This is a genomic window from Psychroserpens sp., from assembly GCF_036960315.1.
Classification (GTDB): domain Bacteria; phylum Bacteroidota; class Bacteroidia; order Flavobacteriales; family Flavobacteriaceae; genus Psychroserpens.
Genome location: NZ_JBALVR010000017.1, coordinates 17,141 through 39,237, shown reverse-complemented (window position 1 = coordinate 39,237; position 22,097 = coordinate 17,141). Strand labels below are relative to the sequence as shown.

The following is a 22,097-nucleotide window of genomic DNA, read 5'->3' as shown; positions in this document are numbered from 1 at the left end:
GTTGAAATATTTAATGATTATGAAGAAAAAAAGTGTCCAGCTTAAAACATCAAAAGAATTCGGCTGATATAAGGTATTAAGTCTTAAAAGAGCAGAAAATAATACGCAAGTTGCTCCTAAAATCAAAGCAAACAGATTTCCTTTTAGTTCTTCGATAGCTTTCCATACCACAAGAATGGTCAAAGCACCAAACAAGGACGGAAAGAACTTAATCCAAAAAACTGAATTCCCTAAAAGGTAAATAATTTTTGAAATCCAAGAAGTAAATGGTGGAACAGATAAATATCCCCAGGCCAAATGATGACCCAAGTCAAGATGGAGATATTCGTCTCGTTGTAAATCGTATTCAGGGCTTATTAAAGTATATTGAAGTAGAAATTTTAAAATTATAAAACCAGCTAAAATTAATACTTTCTTTGTCATTGACTCTAGGGTTATGTTAAATTACCGCTAACGTGTTTGTATAAGAATAGTGCGGTTTTGTGTGCTAAGATTTTCCTTCAGAAAATCAGACGAAACATAATTTCTCAAACTCTTGGTTATGTACTAAATTAAGCATTATTTTTATACGTTGTTGTAGTGCGTTTTTATCTTGTTTAGTTTGATTTCAAAATCATCATTTAATCTTTTTCATAAATAGTTCTTTATAGGTTTTACCAATAGGAATTGGTTCGTCCCCAATGTATACTTGGTTTCCGTATATTTTTGTGATTTTATTAATGTTTATAATATATGAACGATGTATTTGTATAAATCTGAAGTTTTGCAATTTTTCATTCCAATTCCGCAAACTATCCAAAATTAAAATACTTTTTTCATCAGAAACTACTTTTACATAATCAATCTCTGCTTTTAAAAATAAGATGTCATCAATATGTATGTTATACAAGGTTTTATCTGAATATAAAAATAGATTTTTATCACTTTCATTTTTTTGTTGAATCACGTTATTTCTAACTCTATTTACTGCTTTAAAAAAACGTTCAAAAGAAAATGGCTTTAATAAGTAATCTACTACTGCTTCTTCAAAAGCCTCAATGGCATAACTGGAATATGCCGTAGTTACAATAACTTTTGGCGGATTGGTAATTGTTTTCAAATAAGATATTCCGTTTAATTCTGGTAATTGGACATCGAGAAACAAAATATCTGCTTGTTGTAATTTATCTTGAGTAATATCCAATCCATTTTCATAAATGCCAATACAATCTAGAAAAGGAGTTTTGCTAATATAACTTAGCAATACTTCTTGTGCTGGCCTTTCATCTTCTAGAACTATACAATGAATCATAATTGGATATTAAGTGTTACTTTAAAAAGTCTGTTGTCATCAATAATATGCAATTGATGATTGTCAGGATACAAATACTCCAATCGTTTTTTAGTGTTGACAATGCCAATACCACTTTCCTTCCAGTTTGTATCAATATTTTTTTTTGCTTTTTCATTATATGGATTCTCACAATAAAAAGTAAAAGCATTGTCTTTTAATGTGATTTTTATTTTTATAAGATGTTGTGAATCTCTTAAAAGGCTTGTGTATTTAAACGCATTTTCTACAAACGAAATTAATAATAAAGGAGCAATGTCCTGTTCATTGTTATCTGAATTAATTGAAAAATCAATATTTATTTTGTCTAAAAGGCGCTCTTCTTGTAAACTGATATAATCTTTTAAATGTGTGATTTCCTTTTTTAAAGAAACGTACTCATTTTGTCCTTCATGTAACACATATCTAAAAGTATCTGACAACTTTAAAATCATTTCAGCAGTCTTATCATCTTTTTTTAATGCACTTGAGTAAATAGTGTTTAAAGTGTTAAACAAGAAATGTGGATTAATTTGAGACTTTAATCCAGACAATTCTGCTTGTTGCTTTTTTTTATAAGCATCCTCTAAAGCTGCTTGTTTTTTATAGGATTCTTTTATTGAGTATAACATATATGCAAACAAGGACAAAACTGTGTAGGTTGAAATATAGCTTATTGCATAATAACTTAAAAAAGATGAGGAGTGTGTCCCTTTAAAAAACCAGTTGTGAACTTGTAAATTTAGATATCCAACGGTGCAAAAAAGAATAAATAATAATACTGCATTTCGTAACTTTTTTTTAGCTGGAAAAAAGAGCAAATAGGAAACATAAAAGACTACCAATCCAAAAAATAAATCATTCAATTCACTATAAATATGATAAGGAGTATCTCTGCCAACAGATTTTAAAAATGGCAATAACAAATAGAGAACCCAAAAACCAATATGTAATAGTGGTTCTCTTGCTTTAAATTTTTCAAGGAATGTCATCTCTTTAAACTCAGCTGTTTGCATTTATGTGTGAATTAATCAATAGGAGTTTCATTATATTTTCTGTCTTTTCTACTTCTGAATCTTTCTTTGTTTTCAAACAATTTATAATTTAAACTAAATAAAAAGTTCTGGGTTTGTGATTGAAAATCCCAAATAGTATTTTGAATTAAATTATCAGTTTCGCTAGTTCTGTTTAGAATATTGTTATTAAAAATATCAACTACTCTTAAGCTAGCGGAAAGCTTATTTTTTAAAAACCGACCATTTATTGCGAAATCTAATCTATTTCTAGCATCATTATAGCTAAATGTACTTTGCCGTTTTGGTGAGTAAAGGTACGTTATATCTGCTGTGTAATTTTCTCCAATGTCAAATGTATTCTTAAACTGAATATTGGATGAGTATGTTTTATCCCAAGTAACTGATGTGCTTTGGTCGATTTTGGTAAAATAATAATTGGCTGTAATTCTTGAATCCCAAAAAGGAGTTAATTTATATCTTATTGTTGTTTCTAGACCATATGAATTAAATGTTCCTGAGTTTTCATAACGAAATATTTGTAAATTATTTTCTGAAGATTCTGTCCATAAAATAACATTTTTTCTATGGCGATAAAAGCTTGTTATTCCTAAATTGAATCCTTTAGCGTTTTTTTGATAACTAAATTCAAAATTGTCGCTTAGTTCAGGTGTTATATCTGGATTATATTCCCAAAGAAAAAGAGGGCTTACTATTTGAAACGCATTAATGTGATGAAAATTTGGTCTATAAATACGCTTACTATATCCTATATTTAAAGTATTACCATCATTTATTGGATAGGATAAGTGCATCGAAGGAAAAAGGTTTGAGAACTTTTGTGATGTTTTAAAATCAGTAGGCTTACTTTTTGAAATAGATGTAAAATATTCATAGCGCAATCCTGCTTGTAAATTAATTTTGCCTAAAGAAAATTCACCCAATCCATATATACCCAATAAGGATTCATCATATTCAAATTGACTATTTGTAGTTGTGCCATTTGTTGGAGTAAGTAAATTTTGGCTCTCTAATGCTTGAGTGTTTCTAGAAACCCCTGTCTCTATAATTGTCTTATCATTAACAGGAAAAGTGTAATCCAACGCTAAAGATTGTAGTACAAAATCTTCTGTTAAAAACTGATTAAAAAGAAGAGTATCATCTTCATAATCTGTTATAGGATAATTATTATTACTGCTATTTATATTATAATCCAATTCTAAAAATTGCTGGTCGTTATCAAATTTTAACCTATAGTTTGCATTAAAGATTGTCACATAATGAAAGTGACTATTCTCTCTCAAATATTCATAATCATCACGCCCAGTTACATTAAAATAATTGGATTTGTTAAAATAATTATGAGAATCATTTGTATAATCTATTTCAAAAGAAAACTCATGCTTATCTTTAATATAGAAGTCAAGTCCAGATGCAATTTTAGAAACATCTCCATCAAATTCATAAGGTGTAAAAATACTTTCGGTATCCCCATTACTAAATTGACGGTGTATGGTTTGATTGTTAGTTTCTTTGCTGCTAGATTTTGAGGCATTCAGGCGGAAATTTATTGAAGAAAAATTATAGTTTCCATTAATGCCAAAACTATGTCGTCTCTTACCAACCGAAGTGTTTAATCCTACATTCAATCCTAAATAACTATTCCTTTTTAATATAATATTAATGATACCCGAAATGCCATCTGCATTATGTTTTGCTGAAGGCGAAGTAATAATCTCCACATGGTCTATAGCTGATGCCGTAATCTGCTGTAGTAATTCTGTAGCACTTAACGAAGAAGGTTTGCCGTTTACTAAAACACGAACGTTATCACTCCCTCGTAGCGAAACGGTACCTGTAGTAATATCAGTTTGCACTTCAGGTATTTGATCAAAAGCCTCTAATGCATTAACTCCAGACTGTTGAATATCACTTCCTAAGTTAATAATATTTCGATCTATTTTAAGTTGAGTAGTCGTCCGTTTGCCTGTAATGACAACCTCGTCTAAAGCATTGGTGTCAATAATTAATAGCATAACCAATTCTTTTTGATTTTTAATTTCAGACGAAATTATTCGTAATGTTTCGTAACCAATAAAACTAACCTCAAGATATTTGAATGTCTTGTTTGTCTGTAGTTGAAATTTTCCGTTTTCATCAGCAGAAACACCGTCAATTAATTCAATATTGTTATATATGACTATAGTTGCAAAAGGGATTACCTCTTTTGTGATAGCATCAATCACAACCCCTTTTAGTTGTGCATCTTGGGCAGAGACAGATACAGTTATATAAAACAAGAATAAAAGTAAGGTTATTATACGTTTCAAAATGATAATTTTTAAATTCAAAGCAAAATTGTGGTTATGCTAGCTATTTAAAAACTTTAATATGTAAACGTACTTTATTGGACTGTGAATGAATATTTTTATTAAGGTTATTTCTGCTTTAATGAAAGGTCATATTCAAAATTCCGAAAGTATTATATTTAAGAGTGTAAGAGTCTTTTTTCGAAATGCACTACAACGGATTTGTGTATTGTTATTTGCGGGAATTTCGTTTAGAATATTCCGATTAGTTAAAGATAGTAATTTGTAGGAGAAGTTCCTCTTCTTAACCAACTGTAGCAATTAATTATACACGTTGTTGGCAGTAGTATCTATTCGTTGAATTCAATTTCGTAATCAACTTCTGTCCATTCAATTTCTTTATAGATTGTTAAAAGATAATTCACAATTTCTCTATTAAAATTAGGTGTTAAAGACCCTCGACTTCTTTTTTCTTTGTTATCATATCGAAAAATAAATTTGAAATTTGGCATATCAATTAAATAGCGAAGTTTTTCTGGGAATCTATCTAGTTCACTTCGATTAAGAATTTCTACAAGCAATTCAAGTTGCTTAGATGTTAGTTTACCTATATAGTTACCAATAAATGGTTTCGTATAATATTCGCCTTCAAATTTAGCATTGCCCAAAGAATCTATTTCAATTTTCATTTTTGGACAAGTTCCTAAACAAGTTGTTCCACTGAAAAAAATAGATTGAAAATTAATTTCAGTCTTTTTTAGTGAAGATTTTCGATTGTAATTATATTGCTTTTTTGGGTTTGAAGAAATCCGCCCAGAAACTTTATTTAAATTCAGCTGAAGAGAATCTTTGTTAATTAGTTTATAATCAAAATGGTATAGTGTTGAATCAGGAACGAAATAAATACTATCTCTTGTTCCAGTTGAATATTCGTAATTACTTATTAAAATTAGTTGATTCTTTTTAATTCGATATTTAAACTTATCTGGGAAACTTTGAAACTCAATTAAAACTTCATCATCCTTCACAGATAAGTATTCCAAGTTCTCTCCAATCCAAATTCCGTTTAGTTCATTTTGTCCAAACGCAGAATTTAAAAACAGGAAGAAAATTATTGTTGCGAAGTGTTTCATCATATTACTGCCAACGGATTTGTGTATTGTTATTTGCGGGAATTTCGTTTAGAATATTCCGATTAGTTAAAGATAGTAATTTGTAGGAGAAGTTCCTCGTCATAACCAACTAAGCAATTAATTATACACGGTGTTAGCGGTAGTTTACTTCAATTAATGTTCAGGATAAGAAACTTTACCACAAGGAATGATCATACAACTTTCATTAAAGACAAGTTTAAGTCCTAAGGCCAATTTAGAATTAGTTGATTTATCTTGATCCATTAGAAAATTACAAGATTGAAAATTGTCGCTATCGCTTTGTGCGAATAGCAGGTTTGGAAGGACACCACTAATTTTCGCTGGCTTAGGATATAGTGTTCCAATTGCCAAAAGGTATTTCTCACCAGGTTCAATGGTTTCATTTATTAAGGGCTTTTCTATGTAGCTCTTTAATTCATTAACCATGCTATCCGTGATTGTCCCTTGATCTGTTGCCCATTCTTTTGGCATTAAGAATACTTTAAACTTCTGATTACCGTAAGCAATTGGATAATCGTATTCCCTTGAGAAAGCCATTTGAAGATGAATCGGAATTGTACCGCCATTCGTAATGGTAATTGGTATATATCTAATATTGTAATTAGTGCCCAATGAGTCCGAGTAACTTATTCCACGATTAATACCGTTATCGATCTTCAGCCCACTATTCGATGGCTGCTGAATGCAGGAGCAAGCAATCAGCACAATTAAAAGTCCAACGATAGTTCTAAATTTCATTGGTTAATTTTTTATTACCGCTAACGGTCTTGTGTATGATTTGTGCGACTTAGAATCCGCAGGATTTTCAGTTGTAGCAAATCAGATGATTAAAGATATAAATTTAAATTGAAGTAGGAGGTTAGCATTAATTATACACGTTGCTGTACGATGGCTTTTTATTCAGGCGATTTATTTTCCTCAAACCATTTATTTCCGCAAAATCTACATAGTCTCGCTTTAGGTGTTCGAGCTAGTTTTCCACATTTTGGACAATTATTTAAAATTCCGATATTCTCTTTTAAAATGCGATTAGCAATTTTTTCTTCAAGATTTTTTTTTCCAAGCGCAACTAATTCCGATATTTTATCGTCTCCGATTCCGTAAACCAATTCCATTTTTTTTTGAGCAAATTCTGATTTCTTTTCAGAATAAATATCGCTCTCTTTTAAAGCTAATTGTCCGAGTGCTTTTATTTCTTCAGGAAGCATCCATTTCTGACATTTTTCAATCAAATATAATTTTTGTTCTTTGTCCATTATTTCGTTCGGAGTTCCAATTTTCAGCTTGCGTACAACGTATTTGTGTATGATTACGTTGCGAATTTAAAGTTAGCATTTTTCAGTTAAGTTTTTAACTTTTTTAGAGTTTAAATCTTCCATTTAACCATCATTAGCAATGAATTATACACGTTGTTAGCCACTGATTATTCATTCTATGATTTGACTCATTTAATTTTTACTAATATCTACTGCTTAATTTATTTATAATATTTTTTCTATTTTTGTTTACATTAATTTTTTAAGAATCAATGAAATATATATACATTTTAATTGCTTTAACTTTTTGTAGCGTAAATACTTTGAGGGCACAAGATTTAACTGATGTTATTACTGGAGTAACTACTCCTCATGATATAGTTGTAGTAGGTAATGATTTATATATTGCTTCTGGTGCTAGCGAAATCTACAAGGTAGATCTTACGGAGGAAATTCCTGCAATTTTACATGTTGCATATGCGGGTTATAATTTTGGTTTGGCTATTAATGGCAATGATTTATATATTGCAGAATCCATATTTGATCCACAAATATCTAAACTAGATATCACTGCAACTCTTCCAACGAATAGAACTACCGTTATTCAAACTGACGACCCTACTCATGGGTTGGTTTTACATAATAATGATCTTTATTATTCAAATGGTCTCAGAATCAGCAAGATAGATGTTTCTGATGTCATTCCTACATCAATAGATATTGTAACAGGATTAGTAGATCATTCTGCAGGTCTAGTTTTTAATGGTGATGATTTATATTTTGCTCAACCAATTTCTGGCAAAATTTCTAAAATTAGCATAACGGATTCTACTCCTATAGCTATCGAAATCCTTACGGGATTATCATCCCCATTTGGATTAGCTATGCATGGCAATGAGTTATATTTTGGCGAAAGTGCTACTGGTAAAATTTCTAAAATAAATATCACAGATATTACTCCTATTGTTACAGAAGTTATTATTGGGCTTGGCGGTCCTGTTGGTTTATTTATAGATAATAATAATTTATATATAGCCGAGTTAGGAGCCAATAAGGTTTCTAAATACCCACTACCATCATTATCGGTTGAAGAAATTCCAGCTCAAAATTTAATCATATCTCCAAATCCTGCTGAAGAATATATTAAAATACAAGGGTTGAACACGGTTAAAGAATATAGGATTTATAATATTTTAGGTATTGAAGTTCTTAAAGGGTATTTGTCTGATAATGGGAGTGTTCAGGTTAAAAGTTTAAATAACGGACTTCATTTTATTGTTTTAGAAGGTAATACCACGATTAAGTTTATTAAAAGATAAAAATACTTTATTTTTATTGTTAGGATATTTTTTTTTAGTTTCTTATTGAATGAATTTCTATTATTTTCAATTGAGTAAATAATTTGTGGCTAACGGATTTGTGTATGGAAAGTTGCGGTTTTGTGTGCGAGGATTTTCCAAAGGAAAATCAGACGTAACAAAATAGCAACTACCCTTGTTTAAGCACTAATTTAGCAATTTTTTATACACGGTGTTACCTGTAGTTTTTTATTCCGCAACTTGTTTTAATAATTCCGCAGTTTTTGGTTCGATTTCTCCGTTGAATTTTAATTCAGACGCTTTTTTGTCAGTCAGCATTTGATAAAAAACACAGGCGTTTAAAAAAGCTCCATATTTATTTGGATGAATATCATCTTCGTAAAGTTCAATTTCGGTATGATTTGTTAAAACTTCGTAGAATTTATTTCCATTGTCAGATTTCAATAAATTATTTTTCTGCGCAATTAAATCATATGATTCATTTATTAGTTTGGTTTCTTGTTCTAAATTCTCAAGAGTTTGCGAACAACATCTTTCTTTTTCTATTGATTTATCTATCATTCTTGATGGATAGCAATATTTTTCGGGGTATTCATTTTTAGATGGCCAAGTATGGAAAAGTATAAATTTACATTTTGGATTAGAAACTAACTTTTTAATATCTGAAATCGCTTTGTTTACTTTTAAATCTCGATTCTCAGGAATCAAGACGCTCACAGTTCCAGTTTGTAGAATGATTATATCCCAATTTTTTTCGGCTATTTTTATTTCAGTTTCTGTGGTTTCTCCTTCTTCTTTTTTTCTTGTACTAATTCCGTTTTCAGTTCGTGAAGTAATAATGTCAGATAAATGACCTGATAATGATTGTCCAGGAAATGTACTTTGGTCAATTTTAATATTCGGATGAGTTTCATTCAACATCATCTGAAGAGTTTGTGGCATATCATAGAAATAGGTCAGACTATTTCCAATAAACAGCACATTTAATTCTTCAGAAAGTTTTGCCTTATGCGATTTACAACCCGTAAATGCAACAGCGAAAATGATTAGCAGAAAGTTTCTCATAAATTACAGGTAACGTGTTTGTGTATGATTAGTTGCGTAAAAGTACACGATTCATTTTCCGCAATACAATATAGTGAATTGTAAGAAAAAATCCTGCGCTTAACCAGCAAAAGCAATTGATTATACACGTTGTTATACACTGGCTTTTACTCGTTCAGTTCTTTCCAACATTTCTGTACTTCTCTTTCAACCTCACTTTCCATTTTCAGAAATTCACTCATAATCCATTCTTTGCTTTCCGTTGTCAAATAATCTTTGTTTTCAGCCAGTTTGAAATTCATAGCGCTTTGAATTAGAGGAATCAGTTCTTTTGTTTCCGTATCTCCATTTGCGAAATTTGGTCTAATTAAATATCCTAAAATTTCATTTTCAAATTTTGGTTTGTAAAACAATATATGCGTAACTATTGGGAAATAGAAGTAGAAGTAGCTGTTTGTATTTGATCCATACTGAATTTTATTAAATTCAGATAATAATAATTCAGATTGAGATTTCGAGGTTTCGAAATTTAACTCTTTTAGTAATTCGTAAGTTTTTTTTGCACTTGGAATTGATTCACCCATTCTTTTCAAATCAGTGAATGTTTTTTCAAACTCAGTTTTACTTTCTATATTTTTTATCCAATCAAAAATTTTCAATTCAGTTTCGTTTTTCAGCTTGGGTATAACGGTTTTGTGTATTGTTAGTTGCGGGAATTATGTTTAGAATATTCCGATTAGTTAAAGATAGTAATTTGTAGGAGAAGTTCCTCGTCTTAACCAACTAAGCAATTACTTATAGCCATTGTTAAATACAGTTTATATTTCATCTATTTGTAAAAATTTAATAGGAGCTCCATTTTCTTCAATGAATGCGACCAAAACTCCTTTTGACGTGCTATTAGGTTCTATAATTACTTTCTTGTCTTTAATAGCCTCTTCAAGGTCATTAACTTGAAAAGCAACATGAGAGATTTCTTGAACAATAGATGGTAATTTACAATCTGTTTCATATTTCATCCATTGTATTCCATAAGGATTTGAATTATGATCGGAGTAATACAATTTATAGTCCTTTAAATAAAATGCGTCTCTTTTTTTTAGATTTGTGCAAATTCCAAAGTGATGATATTTAAAACTAATTGATTCCTTCTTATTCTTAATTCTATTAACTGGGTTTATTAACTTATTGTCATTTGGCCATATTTCATTCTCTGGTCTATCAAATTCCAAAAATTCAATCGGAGCTCCATCTATCTCAATAAAACAAACTGTTACACCTTCTGCAGGATTGATCGGTCCGTAAATCACCTTTTTCCCCAGAATAGATGATTTTATATCTTTTACTACAAATGCAATATGAGGTATAGTTTTAATTAAAGGATGCAATGGTGAATCTTTTTCTATTCTTAACCATTCAATCCCAAATTGACTTTCAAAATAACCCGATCCATAAAACTTCCATTCTTCATTATATTCCTCATTTTTCTGAGAAATTGTAGTTGGTAATCCAATATGATGATATTTATATTCTTCCTCAAGCATAAAATTTGTTTGAAAATTGTATTTAACGTGTTTGTGTATGGTTAGTTGCGTTGGCTAGCAACTAAATTAGTAAAAGAAACCGAACCTATGGAAAATTCCGCAGGAATTTTCCGAGTACACACAGAACGAGCAATTGACTATACACGTTGTTGGCAACTGTTTTATTTAATTCGACCGCAATCTTCAATTAAATACGGCATTCCACTATATGAATAGATTATAGTTTTTCCTTCTGATTCCGCTCCAGGTTTGAATGCTCCAGATTTTATTTTAAATCCTTGTTTCTGAGTTAAAATGCTATCATTGTGATAAAACCCAATATTCTCATTTATCTTATTTATTCTTTTGATTTTTAAAAGATCATTTCTATCAATAACTAACTCTTTACAATTTTTTAGCTTGGCTTTTTTTGATACGATTAGAATACTATCGATAGAATTTGAATAACTAAGTAATATATATTCATTTGATATTTCTTTTTTGAATATTGAATAGTTCTCGATTTTCGGGTAGTTTTCATGAGTTTTGCAACCAAAAGATAATAAGAAGATAAAACTAAACATAACTGTAAAACATCCTTTTAATTTAATAGCCCTCATGTTCTTCAGTTTGTTTTATAGTTCAAATTTCGTCCTTCTTACTTTTTTTTCAAATTGTTGCCAACGGAATTGTGTATGATTAGTTGCGTTGGCTAGGTCTAAATTAGTAAAAGAAAACGAACCAGAGGAAAATCCGTAGGATTTTCCGAGTAGGCGATAACCAAAGCAATTGGCTATACACGTTGTTACCAATTGTATTTATTCGCTCTTGGTTTTAAGCTCAAGTGCTTTTTTATAGTTTTCGGTTGCTTTTTTCTTATTCCCTGAAACTTTATAAGCCTCTCCCAAACTATCATATGCATTAGATGAATTTGGGAAGTTTTCTGTATTCAAGATAAAGAATTCTAATGCTTTCGATTTATTATTTTCGTTTCTACTCCTTAACATTCTGTATCCTATTCGGTTCACGAGTCGCTCAGGTGGTTTAAAATTCCATGAAAGTCGTCGAGAAATTGATTGGAAATGTTCAATTAGCTGTGCTTTTGTATCTAAATCTCTGAAAGAAATTCCGTAATCTTTAAAAATCGTAGAAATTCCATTATAAAATGCAATAGGTGGAACGGAACCATGGTTTTCATTCTCGAAATACTCTAGTTTTGCATTTAGCTCTCCTTCACATTTACTATTTAGTGCTTCGTACAATCGTAGATGGCGATCTCGGTTTCTAATATTTCTTTTTCCCCAATTGGCTGTTGCGAAGTAAATAAACCTCTCAAAAGAATTAACAGTTATGGAATCTAATTTTTTATCCATGGTTTTGGCGTCCCATGTTCCAAGACTTGGGTCTACACTAATGAATGAATTAAAAAGAGTTTTTTCTTTCATATAAGCATGAGTAGCAAGTAAGCCACCTAAAGAATGACCATATAGAATTCGATAAGGTTCTGTCCTATATTTTCTATCCAGTTCAGGTATAAGCTCATCTTCCAGAAAGCTTAGAAATTTTCCTCCTCCTCCTGAATTATTCTCTCTTACGGTGATGATTTTGTCTGGAGTGAAGTCTCGTCTTCTATCCACATTTTGAACAGCTATAATAATCATTTCTGGAATTTTTCCGTTTCCACTCATATGACTTACCATTCCAGTTATAGACTTAAAATGTGTATTTCCATCAAGTACAATAAGAACAGGATATTTTTTGTAGGATTCTTCACTGTTATTGTATGATTCAGGTAGGTTAATCCAATATTCTCTTTCTTCATTTAAGATATTGGAATGTAGTATATGTTTTGTACCGATAACAATTTGTTCAACATTTTGTGATTTTACCTGATTGAACCCAAATAGAAAAAACAATGCTGCAATTATAACTCTACTCATTCTGTCGATTTTATATGATTGGTAACGGTTAGTATAAGAATAGTAGCCGACTTCAGGCTTCATTCCTGTCAAGATACACAAAAGTTGAAGCGGGCTACAACCCTTCAATTTACTACTGTTTCGGCTATTATTTTTATACATTGTTGTATTGCGTTTTATATTCCAAAGAATTGAATTAATATATCATCAATGCTTTCGTTCCAGTTCGAATCATGATGCCCACTGTTGAATTCTTTGTAAACATGTTCAATACCATAACTATTGAGCTTATCATGAAATGTGCGTGCATTGTTCAATAAATTAATACCTCGATCCGGAAATTCCAGATCAAAAGTGGCCGCACTGCCAAAGATATTATGCAACGGATAATTCGCTTTTCTTTCCAGATAGATACTGAATGCAGAATCTATATGACAGATGGTAGTTCCACCAGCCCCACCTTGTGCACCTACATTTGCAATGATATCGGAATATAACAATGCTGTTGTCATTGATATATTTCCTCCCATCGAAGAACCCATAATTCCCCTTTTGTCTGATGTTTCGATGGTAGAATAACTTTTTGAAATGAATGGAACCATTTCCTCTGCTATTACTTTGGCAAATGCCAAGCCCTCATTACAATACTCTTTATGGCGTTCGATATAAGGGACAAAAACGACAATTGTCGGCTCAATGAGCTGGTCATAAATCAGGTTATCTATAACCGTTTTAAAAGGTGTGGTATAAAGTTTAACCTTTCCATCATTAACAAAAAGAACAGGGTAATTATTTTCCTCAGTGTAACCCGATGGCAAGTAGATTTCCAGCAAACGATCAGCAAATTCGATATTTTCACTTTGAAATAGACGGCTCTCAATCCTTCCAGCCTTTACCTGCTGCCGAGAGCTTAAAGCAGCGGAATGCTTAAAGTCTGGCATTTGAAAAATATTACGACTGCCAAACCCAAAGTTCTCAACTATTTCTGGGTTCATAAAATCCAATTCAGCTTCCCCATCAACAATCAACTTATATTGTATTAGCGAGTTTGAAGGGAGGTTATAAGATTTGTAAAAAAAATCAAGATCACCACAATCGATCTTATTCAAAGTTTCAGGGATTGACCATCCTCCTTGAATATCTCCTTCGACTTTAACTGTATCAGCTGCACCAAACCAAATTATATGGACCTTTTCTTTTCCCTCTATAATGGGTGTCGTTCCATTGTTTGATAAATATGTATTTACTATTTCTTGTCTATGGTTAGAGGGACTGTTTTTAATTTCTTTAATAAAATTTTCAAAGAAAGCATTTTCCACATTTGTTTGTTTGCAAGAAAATAAGGCTGTTATGAAGATTGAAAAGAAAATTAGATTATAGAAATATTTCATAATTAGGCCGGGTTTTTTAATGCAATACAACGTGTTCGTGTATGGTTAGTTGCGTTGGCTAGAACTAAGTTAGCAAAAGAAAACGAACCAGAGGAAAATCCGTAGGATTTTCCGAGTACACATATAACGAGTAATTGACTATACAAGTTGTTGTGCACTGTTTTATATAATTCGTAATGCTTTGCCTTTGCTTGCTTAAATGCACTTTTCCTACCTTCTAATAGCCTACAGCTAAATCCACATCTCCAATTATTCTGTTTCCGTTGACTCTACCTCAACAATAGTATAACCACCAGTTTGTCCAAAAACTGCAAAAGTGTCCCAAGAGGAATCATCATTCACTACTTTACCATCTTCAATAGTTAAGACTGTAATTCCTTTAACACTGTATGGCTTACCGTTACCTTTTAAGCCAGCTATCTCACCAGTAAAGTTTCCATCTACAGTCCAAATTACAGATGCCATGTTGCCCCCAATATTATAACTTACTAAATTGAGTGTCATCCCTGGAAAGGCTTCTCCAACTGCATCCAATTCGTTAGTTAACTCTTCTGAAGATGTGCTTGTTCCTCCAGTTGCAGCTCTTGTAAAAGTGTCAGCATAAACTGTGTGTATTAATGCTGGATCTCTTTGTTCCCAAAGGGCATCTACTTTTTCCCAAAGGGCATTAAAATCTGCATCAGAAAATGCAGTAACATCTACTGTCTCTTCAATTACTTCTTCTTTTGGAGCATCTTTACAGCCAAAAGTAAGGAAAGCAATTAAAGCAATAAAAAGCAATGATTTTTTTAATATTAGTTGTTTCATAATTATAATGGATTTTATTAATAGTGCATTAAATTTAATGAATAATCATTAAAGTAATTGATATTCAATTAATTAAAATTATTATTGAAAATTAAAAAAGTTGGTCAATAATATTATATGGTTATCCGTAAAGCGGTAATTTGGAATAAATTATTTTACTTTTTGGGTCAAATCGTGTGCGAAATTATGTTCTGAATTGTGCACAACGGATTTGTGTATTGTTATTTGCGGGAATTTCGTTTAGAATATTCCGATTAGTTAAAGATAGTAATTTGTAGGAGAAGTTCCTCTTCTGAACTAACTAAGCAATTAATTATACACGGTGTTGTAAAACGTTTTTTATCCAAATTGCCACCATTTTTTTCGCTTAATCAATTTGTCAATCGAAAAGGATTTTGTTATTCCGTTCGTCTTTTCGTATTCAAATTGTTGATTTATTGGTTCAATAATATGTTGCCAACCTGCTGAAAAACTTGCTCTTATTTCACTTCCGTTTGGCGTGTAATTCCGTTCGATAAGAATTTCTCCAATATTTTCAAATAACTCTGAAAAGTCTTTTTTAAACATCTTTGGCAAATACCAAGTAATTTTGGTTTCCTCTTTCCAATTCCCAAAACTTGCAACTAAAACATCACATTTTTTAAAATTCGAAATCGTTGGTTTGTTTTCTTGGTTTATTCGGGTTGAAACGATTAGATTGTAACCAAAACCTGTTTCAAAGTCAGATTCCAAAACGATTCCACCACCATAATTTCCATTTTCCAATTTGAATGTTAAACAACTTCCTTTTTTAAAGATTGGTTCTTTTTTGAAAATTCGTTTTCTTGCTTTTGGTTTAGCTTTTTCGGATTCTAATTTGACTAAAAACTTTTCAAGAACATTTTTTCTTTTCTTAATATCCGATTCGCTTGCGTCAAGTTCTTTCCAAACTTTTAAGTCAGATTCGCTTTTGATTATTTCACGAACTTTTTCAAGAATATCAGTCGGCAAGCTTTTAGTTTCCCAAAGAGCCAGTACCAAAGCAAACCAAAAATCATTTTCTCCGTTTGGATTGTCAGAAATTAGTTTCTCTTTGATTTCTGTCGGTTCTTTTCCGTCATTATATAAATCAAAAAAGTCAGCATAAATATCTGCTGAAGTATCATTACTTTTTATGGCTGTTCCCCAAGTTCCCAATTCAGTTCGTGGTTTTGTTCAAATGTTTTACAACGGATTTGTGTATGGTTAGTTGCGTTGGCTAGCAACTAAATTAGTAAAAGAAAACGAACCAGAGGAAATTCCGAAGGAATTTCCAAGTAGGCGAGAACCTAGCAATTAAATATACACGTTGTTAGGCGCTGTTTTTTTTATTTACAACTTTTCTTTAATTGCTTTTCTCCAAAAGTAAATTCCAAAAACACAAGTAACAATTGTAAACATAATTCCATTTTCTCCAAGCCAATGTTCTGTTCCTTCAATTTTTGTTGTTAAAGGAGGCATTATTTTTTGTATATAAACATTACTTACTGCGTGGAAAATTACTGCTGGCCAGAGACTTTTAGATTTAAAAGTATAGTATGTCATAGTAAACGACATAAAAATACAAGTAGTCAAAAAGGCTAAAAATTCCAATATTGCATTATTACTATAGTAAACGAACAATGGCCAATGCCAAGCTGCCCAAATAATTCCACTAAAAACAGAAACACCTGTAAAAGAAAGCACTTTTCTTAATTCATAAATAAAAAAACCTCTCCATCCAATTTCTTCTCCTAAAGTGGTTGCGGCTGATCTAATAACTTCAACAGTTCCTAACAAGAGTATGGCTATTACTAAAATAGGTATAGTGTCTAAAGTTCCTATTCCCATTAATTGAAGTTCTTTAGCCCATTCAGTAATAACTTCTGCATTTGCTAAATTTCCAAATCCAAATATCCAGATGAGTATATAGGTAATTATACCAGCTAAAGCTGGAATAAAATAAGACAATCGAATGTATTTCCAATCTCCCCAATTCCAATTTAGAGATGAAATTTTACGCCCTTTTATTTTTAGGGTAATAAACGTAGCTATCGCAGGACACCACATTATAGCCCCAACATATATTCGTGAAGGATATAAATTTACTATTGCATAATGGAAAGGCGAAGTAAGAATAACAACTAATACAAGAAACAAAAATATTGTTTTCCACGCTTCTTTTCGTTCCGATATGTTTTCTAACATAATGGTTTAATGATTGGTTTATTTATGGAAGACGAAGAGTTAATGGTTTTGTTACATTGCGCCTAACGTGTTGTGTATGGCTAGTTGCGTTGGCTAGGTCTAAAATAGTAAAAGAAAACGAACCAGAGGAAAATCCGTAGGATTTTCCGAGTACACAAAGAACGAGCAATTGGTTATACACGTTGTTAGGCACTGGTTTCTTCCATTTTCGATTTTAGGAATTCTATAACATTATTGAATTCAGGAGATCCTATTTCAGATTTCCCTAATATATATACGTGATTTACATTTTTAGTTTTTATGAAAACATTATCCTTAATTATTTCGAATCCAGTAAATAAAGACCAGTTCAGTTTAAAATCTAATTTATAGTTTTTATATCTCAAATAGCTATCATTAAATTCGAATATACTGATGTCTTTGATTTCACTTTGCTCATTTGCATAGATTTCTGATTCTGAGAAGTATCTTTTTTTATTATTCTTATAGTGTTGGTAGTATTCATAATATTTATATAAATAGAATAAACCTAATATGATAAATACATATCCAACATTCCCTTTGCCGTAAACAGCTAAAACACCAACAGCAAATATTGGTATTGCTATGTATAAAGTAGATTTGTTTTTATTAAAGCCTTTGGACCAAACTTTATCAAATTGAAGCTTCATTTGTTCATCATAGATGTCTTTGTCAAAAGGGATTTCGAATTTCATGTATTGGTGTTTTCAACTTGTGCCTAACGGTATTGGTTATGATTTCGTTGTGAATTGACAGTTTTGTTTGGCGTGTGGGCTCCGAGTGTGCCGACATCTGCCCGCAACGATGCTGGAGGCACTTTTTAAGCCGAATAAAAACTGTAACAACGAATGTTTCATAATTATTTTAAAGTTTAAATATAGTTCTAATTTCTATTTCAGTTATAATGCCACAATGAATTATAACCGTTGTTACCCATTGTATTGTCTTGTCCAATTTTCCATATTACTTCAGTTTGATTAAGATAAGGAAGGTAAATAAATTTTAAATTTTTCTTTTCTCAGCAATAAAACACCTGCCAGAACTTCTATAAATTCAAAAGCCAAGAAATTAGTTTGAGTTGGGCTCAAAAATCCAACCATTATACTTCCCACAATGCGAAATACAATAAATGACGCAATAATGATAGTTGTCAGAAGTGCCGAATAAATCCAAGTCCCGCTGAAGTATTGCAACAATAAACTAGCAGCACCTATTCCAGTCATTAATCCCGTATATATGAGAATAAAGGCGATTTCTCCATCTGAATTAATTGCGTTTAAGTCAATTCGTTTTAATTTAGAAGGAACATCAAACAAAACGGAAAGTCCCGATATTAAAAAATAAAGTGCCATTAAGTTTGTAAATATGTATCCTAGTTTTCTTTTCATACTCGATTTTTTAAATATAATGGGTAACGTGTTTGTATATGGTTTGTTGCGTGTTTTAAGTACCTAAATTTAGTAAATAAAAACCGAATAGAAAATCCGTAAGGATTTTCGTAAGTAGGCTAGAACTAGCAATAAATTATATACAGTATTACCTGCTGCCTTTACTTTATTTTATAGTTCTTGTTTATTTTTTACTCTTTCAAAACGCTTTCAATTTGATTTATATCTCCATCGATTGGTTTCGGAATTTCTAATCCTAATATCTTACACATTAATGGATAAATATGAATGTTTTTTATCGAAGGTATTTCATAGCCATCTTTAAAGGCTGGACCATTCGCATAAAATATTCCATGCATTTCTTTGTATTTGCTATCATAACCATGAATACCTATGGTTGTGACACTATTTTCGATAAGTGAGGCTTTGCGTTTTTGATTCCAAAAATAATATCCATAATCTGGTATTAATTGTATTTCTCCCCAATTTTTATTTTTAGGAATATATTCAAAACCTGGTGTATTTTTAGTTTTATAAGCTTTAAAATTATCTTCCTTTTGTTTTAAATATTGTAATACAGAATCTATTTCAACATCTTTTTTTGGATGAATGTTTACTATCGTACCATTATCAATTGTCATGAATAAGTCGTCGTTTTCGATAGAATCTATTGGTATTATTTTGTTGGTAGACTGATTTCCCATACCATGATCAGAAACTATGATAATATTTACTGGAAGCCCAGTTTCTGATACTCCTTTAAACAAATCGCCTAAATTTTCATCTAATTCAAACAATACAGTTTTTAGTTTCTCGTCATCATTGGTGCCATATGTGTGTCCAACTTTATCTAAATCCCCAAAATATAAAGTAATTAAATGTGGTCTGCTTTTCTCATTCAAGTTCAACCAATTTATTGCTTGATTAACTCGTTCCTCATTTTTAACGCTATTATCAAATTTATAATAGTACGTTGGTCTGATTCCTTGAATACCTGCTTCTGTTCCTACAAAGAAATAACTGGCAGTTACAATATTTGCCTTATTTGCCTCTACCCAAATCGGTGAACCTCCATAAAAGCTTCCATCTTCTGCCATTCCTGGACTCCTTTTGTTAAAGATTGTGTCTTTTTTATAATCATAAAATACATTTCCTAATATTCCGTGTTTGTCTGGATAAAGTCCAGTAGCAATTGTATAATGGTTTGGAAACGTTTTAGTAGGAAATGAAGGGATTAATGATTCTGCCTTAATACCATTTTTAATAAATGAACTCAAATTTGGTGGATGATATTTTTCTACATAATCCCACCGAAAACCATCAAGTGAAATTAATATTAAATATGGTTTTTTTTGAGCAGATTTTGAGTTTGTATTCGTAATGGAATTAGATGGACTTAATATTTTTTTATTACAAGAAATCAATGATATCATTCCAATAATAAAAACTGATATAAGAATTATTTTTCGTTGTGTCATTTCGGTTATTCTTTGGTGGTTGCAGATAACGTGTTCGTTTATGGTTAGTTGCGTTGGCTAGGTCTAAATTAGTAAAAGAAAACGAACCAAAGGAAAATCCGCAGGATTTTCCGAGTACACACAGACCAAGCCATTAACTATACACGTTGTTGTAGCATGTTTTTAATGTTATCAAATTCTATCTCAATTTTGTTGTATTCGTTAACCAGTTATTCTTTTGAAATTCTTTTTCTAACGAAGTTCTTAGAACCAATTTTAACTTGAGATAAGTTTTCGTCTTTCAATAACTGCAAAATCTTCCTCGTTTTATTTTCTGTTTGATTTAGTCTAATAACAAACGAGTAACAATCATATCAAATCGTCCTCCATGAAATGTGCTTTGCAAAGGATTTACTAATGGAAAATTGATAGAGTTTGATGCTCCGGACATTGTAAGTGAACCATCAACTCCTATTGCAATCCCTTCGAATACATCCCTGCCGTCTCCTCCAAATAAGAAGGAATAATGAAGAGTTGAACCGCTAGGATCAAGCATCGATAAAAATGCATCATGGCTACCGCTAATTTGTGTTTCTTGAAGTTTCTTCGTGGGAAAATTATTGGAAGCTGTATTTCCCACAATATATGCATTACCCTTTTCATTGACTACAAGGTTTCTAGGGTTATCTTCTTTATCTCCACCCAGGTATGTTGAATATGCTACCACTCCTTTTTTTAGGTCTAGTTTTGTAACAAAGACATCTTTAACACCACCAAAATCTGATTGAAATGCACTTTTGGTTGTTGGGTAGTCTGAGGAGCTTGTAACTCCCATTATGAAGGTATTACCTAAAGAGTCAAGACATAAACTATAGAGTTGGTCCTTTCCTTTTCCTCCCAAATAACTAGAAAAGTTAATACCTGTTTTGGTTTTATCAATCACAGCCAAGAAAATATCATTTCCACCTTTGTTCTCGTCTTGTATAGCATTTTTTACTGGAAAATTTATAGAATTGGTTGTTCCAGCAATATAAAGTTGACCATCACTATCCATCGCTATTGAGAAACCAATGTCGTCATCTGTTCCACCAAGATAAGTTGATGTTATCATTTTTCCATTTGAGTCAAGAGATGTTATGAACGCGTCTATTCCACCTGCCAATTTTGACTGTAACGCTCCATCCGTAATAGGGAAATTTCCAGATTCTGTCCGACCAACAATATGAATATTACCTTGTTTATCGATGACAATATCTCTACCGTCTTCATTTTTATCACCACCAAGAAAAGTTGACCATACAACTTCCCCTTCAGGATTGAGCTTAACAACAAAAGCATCACTTTCACCACCGAAATTTGGTTGAAAACTATTGGCATCCACTGGGAAACCGGCCGAATATGTTGTGCCTACCGCATAGATATTACCTTTTGTATCTGAAACAAGACCTTGAACAGCATCCCATTCTACTCCTCCAAGCTGAGTTAAATAGCTTACTTCACTACCTTTATTATTTAGTTTTATAATAAAGGCATCAATGCCTCCACTTAAGTTGTATTGTTGCTTGTTTGCACCTAATAGATTTGCTGAGTTTGAATGGCATCCTAAGTATATGTTTCCATCGAGGTCAACTGTAACAACATCGGCATCATCTGCTCCAATGTCGCCATAATAAGTTGAGTAAAGAATTGAAGGCGACGATTCTTGACTATGCAGCTTATTATGAGTAAATATTAGCATAATCATTATAGTAATTAATAGTTTCTTCATAATATGATTTATTTAAAAGTAAATGATGAAATATATGAGGGTCTTGTGAGTATCATATGAGCTTATTCTATGAAAAATCTTAAATTAAATTCATGACAACCTCTCATTGAGAATTTGCTACAACGGATTTGTGTATGGTTAGTTGCGTTTTTTAAGCACCCAATTTAGCAAATACAAACCAAATAGAAAATCCGCGAGGATTTTCGTAAGCAGG

21 protein-coding genes are annotated in these 22,097 nt (G+C 31.5%); 1 reads left to right on the top strand and 20 read right to left on the bottom strand.

The window, feature by feature from the left end; translation table 11 throughout:
* From V7719_RS18325 to V7719_RS18295, 7 genes are all read right to left on the bottom strand, one after another.
* Nucleotides 1-423, bottom strand: a 423-nt coding sequence (locus tag V7719_RS18325) for a glycosyltransferase family 39 protein (protein ID WP_335731403.1), incomplete at its 3' end; no start/stop codon positions are given.
* Between the two features lie 193 nt (nucleotides 424-616).
* Complete coding sequence (locus V7719_RS18320) at nucleotides 617-1,291, bottom strand: LytR/AlgR family response regulator transcription factor (RefSeq protein ID WP_335731402.1); 675 nt, start codon at nucleotides 1,289-1,291, stop codon at nucleotides 617-619.
* A complete protein-coding gene (locus tag V7719_RS18315) occupies nucleotides 1,288-2,325 on the bottom strand; it encodes a sensor histidine kinase (RefSeq protein WP_335731401.1) in 1,038 nt (345 codons plus the stop codon). The genes V7719_RS18320 and V7719_RS18315 overlap by 4 nt, the downstream gene beginning before the upstream one ends.
* An 11-nt stretch (nucleotides 2,326-2,336) precedes the next feature.
* Nucleotides 2,337-4,652 carry a TonB-dependent receptor domain-containing protein gene (locus V7719_RS18310; RefSeq protein ID WP_335731400.1) on the bottom strand — a complete coding sequence of 772 codons (2,316 nt, stop codon included), beginning with the start codon at nucleotides 4,650-4,652 and terminating at the stop codon, nucleotides 2,337-2,339.
* A gap of 329 nt (nucleotides 4,653-4,981) precedes the next feature.
* Entirely contained in the window at nucleotides 4,982-5,767 is a 786-nt protein-coding gene (locus V7719_RS18305; RefSeq protein WP_335731399.1) for a DUF6438 domain-containing protein, read from the bottom strand.
* A gap of 150 nt (nucleotides 5,768-5,917) precedes the next feature.
* On the bottom strand, nucleotides 5,918-6,397 hold the full coding sequence (locus V7719_RS18300; RefSeq protein ID WP_335731398.1) for a hypothetical protein: 480 nt from the start codon (nucleotides 6,395-6,397) through the stop codon (nucleotides 5,918-5,920).
* A 284-nt stretch (nucleotides 6,398-6,681) separates the two neighbouring features.
* A complete protein-coding gene (locus V7719_RS18295; RefSeq protein WP_335731397.1) occupies nucleotides 6,682-7,041 on the bottom strand; it encodes a hypothetical protein in 360 nt (119 codons plus the stop codon).
* A 272-nt stretch (nucleotides 7,042-7,313) separates the two neighbouring features.
* Here V7719_RS18295 and V7719_RS18290 point away from each other — a divergent pair, with 272 nt between their 5' ends.
* Nucleotides 7,314-8,360 carry a T9SS type A sorting domain-containing protein gene (locus V7719_RS18290; protein WP_335731396.1) on the top strand — a complete coding sequence of 349 codons (1,047 nt, stop codon included), beginning with the start codon at nucleotides 7,314-7,316 and terminating at the stop codon, nucleotides 8,358-8,360.
* A gap of 228 nt (nucleotides 8,361-8,588) precedes the next feature.
* On the opposite strand, the gene V7719_RS18285 is transcribed toward V7719_RS18290, so the two are convergent.
* The 13 genes from V7719_RS18285 to V7719_RS18225 all read right to left on the bottom strand — a co-directional run bounded on the left by V7719_RS18285 (nucleotide 8,589) and on the right by V7719_RS18225 (nucleotide 21,883).
* Nucleotides 8,589-9,425: a DUF4886 domain-containing protein gene (locus V7719_RS18285; RefSeq protein WP_335731395.1), complete on the bottom strand. Its 837-nt coding sequence runs from the start codon at nucleotides 9,423-9,425 to the stop codon at nucleotides 8,589-8,591.
* A gap of 146 nt (nucleotides 9,426-9,571) precedes the next feature.
* Nucleotides 9,572-10,063 carry a hypothetical protein gene (locus V7719_RS18280; protein ID WP_335731394.1) on the bottom strand — a complete coding sequence of 164 codons (492 nt, stop codon included), beginning with the start codon at nucleotides 10,061-10,063 and terminating at the stop codon, nucleotides 9,572-9,574.
* 159 nt (nucleotides 10,064-10,222) lie between these two features.
* Nucleotides 10,223-10,948, bottom strand: coding sequence for a hypothetical protein (locus V7719_RS18275; protein WP_335731393.1), 726 nt, complete (start codon nucleotides 10,946-10,948; stop codon nucleotides 10,223-10,225).
* A gap of 161 nt (nucleotides 10,949-11,109) precedes the next feature.
* Nucleotides 11,110-11,547, bottom strand: a complete 438-nt coding sequence (locus tag V7719_RS18270; protein WP_335731392.1) for a hypothetical protein — start codon at nucleotides 11,545-11,547, stop codon at nucleotides 11,110-11,112.
* Between the two features lie 198 nt (nucleotides 11,548-11,745).
* The gene (locus tag V7719_RS18265; protein ID WP_335731391.1) at nucleotides 11,746-12,867 is read right to left on the bottom strand and encodes an alpha/beta hydrolase-fold protein; all 1,122 of its coding nucleotides are present in this window, start codon (nucleotides 12,865-12,867) and stop codon (nucleotides 11,746-11,748) included.
* A gap of 155 nt (nucleotides 12,868-13,022) precedes the next feature.
* Nucleotides 13,023-14,237, bottom strand: coding sequence for an alpha/beta hydrolase (locus tag V7719_RS18260; RefSeq protein WP_335731390.1), 1,215 nt, complete (start codon nucleotides 14,235-14,237; stop codon nucleotides 13,023-13,025).
* A gap of 249 nt (nucleotides 14,238-14,486) precedes the next feature.
* On the bottom strand, nucleotides 14,487-15,044 hold the full coding sequence (locus V7719_RS18255; RefSeq protein ID WP_335731389.1) for an ester cyclase: 558 nt from the start codon (nucleotides 15,042-15,044) through the stop codon (nucleotides 14,487-14,489).
* Nucleotides 15,045-15,383: 339 nt separating this feature from the next.
* A complete protein-coding gene (locus tag V7719_RS18250) occupies nucleotides 15,384-16,220 on the bottom strand; it encodes a hypothetical protein (RefSeq protein ID WP_335731388.1) in 837 nt (278 codons plus the stop codon).
* A 174-nt stretch (nucleotides 16,221-16,394) separates the two neighbouring features.
* The gene (locus V7719_RS18245; RefSeq protein ID WP_335731387.1) at nucleotides 16,395-17,249 is read right to left on the bottom strand and encodes a CPBP family intramembrane glutamic endopeptidase; all 855 of its coding nucleotides are present in this window, start codon (nucleotides 17,247-17,249) and stop codon (nucleotides 16,395-16,397) included.
* Between the two features lie 185 nt (nucleotides 17,250-17,434).
* On the bottom strand, nucleotides 17,435-17,965 hold the full coding sequence (locus V7719_RS18240; protein ID WP_335731386.1) for a hypothetical protein: 531 nt from the start codon (nucleotides 17,963-17,965) through the stop codon (nucleotides 17,435-17,437).
* Between the two features lie 282 nt (nucleotides 17,966-18,247).
* Nucleotides 18,248-18,658: a hypothetical protein gene (locus tag V7719_RS18235; RefSeq protein WP_335731385.1), complete on the bottom strand. Its 411-nt coding sequence runs from the start codon at nucleotides 18,656-18,658 to the stop codon at nucleotides 18,248-18,250.
* A gap of 191 nt (nucleotides 18,659-18,849) precedes the next feature.
* Complete coding sequence (locus V7719_RS18230) at nucleotides 18,850-20,136, bottom strand: alkaline phosphatase family protein (protein WP_335731384.1); 1,287 nt, start codon at nucleotides 20,134-20,136, stop codon at nucleotides 18,850-18,852.
* 322 nt (nucleotides 20,137-20,458) lie between these two features.
* Nucleotides 20,459-21,883: an SBBP repeat-containing protein gene (locus V7719_RS18225; RefSeq protein ID WP_335731383.1), complete on the bottom strand. Its 1,425-nt coding sequence runs from the start codon at nucleotides 21,881-21,883 to the stop codon at nucleotides 20,459-20,461.
* Nucleotides 21,884-22,097: the final 214 nt, after the last annotated feature.

What these genes read in the sequence shown, in the direction of transcription:
- V7719_RS18320 (WP_335731402.1), bottom strand. Translation starts at nt 1,291, where the DNA reads ATGATTCATTGTATAGTTCTAGAAGATGAAAGGCCAGCACAAGAAGTA.
- V7719_RS18315 (WP_335731401.1), bottom strand. Translation starts at nt 2,325, where the DNA reads ATGCAAACAGCTGAGTTTAAAGAGATGACATTCCTTGAAAAATTTAAA.
- V7719_RS18305 (WP_335731399.1), bottom strand. Translation starts at nt 5,767, where the DNA reads ATGATGAAACACTTCGCAACAATAATTTTCTTCCTGTTTTTAAATTCT.
- V7719_RS18295 (WP_335731397.1), bottom strand. Translation starts at nt 7,041, where the DNA reads ATGGACAAAGAACAAAAATTATATTTGATTGAAAAATGTCAGAAATGG.
- V7719_RS18290 (WP_335731396.1), top strand. Translation starts at nt 7,314, where the DNA reads ATGAAATATATATACATTTTAATTGCTTTAACTTTTTGTAGCGTAAAT.
- V7719_RS18285 (WP_335731395.1), bottom strand. Translation starts at nt 9,425, where the DNA reads ATGAGAAACTTTCTGCTAATCATTTTCGCTGTTGCATTTACGGGTTGT.
- V7719_RS18275 (WP_335731393.1), bottom strand. Translation starts at nt 10,948, where the DNA reads ATGCTTGAGGAAGAATATAAATATCATCATATTGGATTACCAACTACA.
- V7719_RS18270 (WP_335731392.1), bottom strand. Translation starts at nt 11,547, where the DNA reads ATGAGGGCTATTAAATTAAAAGGATGTTTTACAGTTATGTTTAGTTTT.
- V7719_RS18265 (WP_335731391.1), bottom strand. Translation starts at nt 12,867, where the DNA reads ATGAGTAGAGTTATAATTGCAGCATTGTTTTTTCTATTTGGGTTCAAT.
- V7719_RS18260 (WP_335731390.1), bottom strand. Translation starts at nt 14,237, where the DNA reads ATGAAATATTTCTATAATCTAATTTTCTTTTCAATCTTCATAACAGCC.
- V7719_RS18255 (WP_335731389.1), bottom strand. Translation starts at nt 15,044, where the DNA reads ATGAAACAACTAATATTAAAAAAATCATTGCTTTTTATTGCTTTAATT.
- V7719_RS18245 (WP_335731387.1), bottom strand. Translation starts at nt 17,249, where the DNA reads ATGTTAGAAAACATATCGGAACGAAAAGAAGCGTGGAAAACAATATTT.
- V7719_RS18240 (WP_335731386.1), bottom strand. Translation starts at nt 17,965, where the DNA reads ATGAAATTCGAAATCCCTTTTGACAAAGACATCTATGATGAACAAATG.
- V7719_RS18235 (WP_335731385.1), bottom strand. Translation starts at nt 18,658, where the DNA reads ATGAAAAGAAAACTAGGATACATATTTACAAACTTAATGGCACTTTAT.
- V7719_RS18230 (WP_335731384.1), bottom strand. Translation starts at nt 20,136, where the DNA reads ATGACACAACGAAAAATAATTCTTATATCAGTTTTTATTATTGGAATG.
- V7719_RS18225 (WP_335731383.1), bottom strand. Translation starts at nt 21,883, where the DNA reads ATGAAGAAACTATTAATTACTATAATGATTATGCTAATATTTACTCAT.